The following is a 1,044-nucleotide window of genomic DNA, read 5'->3' on the forward strand; positions in this document are numbered from 1 at the left end:
ACAAACCAAGGTACTAAGAAAGCTTCGGATATTGCTAAAGAAATTAATGGTGCAAAATCAGTTAAAGATAAATTAGATATTCTTAGGTGCCACGGTATTGATATACCAGAATCAAAAGATGGAACAACGGTTACCGATGTTACTATAACTACAAAACCAAACGGAATATTTACAGTTAATGTAAAGACAAACACTCCTAATACAGCACAACCAAATCAAGAAGTTTCTGGTATTGCGTTTGCCAAATCAGATGCAACAATTAATCAACCAGGAAACCTTGATGCTATTAAAAGAATAATCGATGGTCATACAATCACCAACCAAGGTAAACAAAAAGTATCTGATATAGGTGATAAAATTACACGTTCTAGCGATATTAAAGCTAAATTAGCAATACTTAGAAAACACGGTATATTTTTACCTGATCACATTAATGAAACAAAAATAACAGATGTTGAAGTTATCACATATCCTGATGGAACTATGAAAATAACAGTATCAACTCACACACCATTTTCTTACCAACCAAATAAAAAAGTGGATGGTAAATTAAGCGGTAAATCAGATGCAACAATTAATCAACCTGGAAACCTTGATGCTATTAAAAAAGCAATTGATGGTCACACAATCACAAATCAAGGTAAGAAGAAAGTATCTGATATTGCAAAAGATATTAATAAAGCAACAACAGTTAAAGATAAATTAGATATCCTTAAAAACCATGGTATTGATATACCAGAATCAAAAGATGGAACAACAGTTACTGGTGTTAAAGTAACCGCAAAACCTGATGGAACATTAAAAGTTGAAGTGGCAACAAACACTCCGAATGCCTCACAAGCAAATAAATCTACTTCAGGAACTGCAAATGGTAAGTCAGATGCAACATTAGATCAACCAGGAAATCTTGATGCTATTAAAAAAGCGATCCATGGTCGTACAATTACAAACCAAGGTACTAAGAAAGCTTCGGATATTGCTAAAGAAATTAATGGTGCAAAATCAGTTAAAGATAAATTAGATATTCTTAGGTGCCACGGTATT

General features: G+C 32.8%; 1 protein-coding gene. It reads left to right on the plus strand.

Translation table 4 applies throughout. The features are described 5' to 3' along the window. Nucleotides 1-1,044: hypothetical protein (locus tag C4B25_RS04810; protein ID WP_168380717.1), on the plus strand; the 1,044-nt coding region annotated here is incomplete at both ends.

Origin of the sequence: Mycoplasma todarodis (assembly GCF_004335995.1) — a bacterium.
GTDB lineage: Bacteria > Bacillota_I > Bacilli_A > Mycoplasmatales > Metamycoplasmataceae > Mycoplasma_K > Mycoplasma_K todarodis.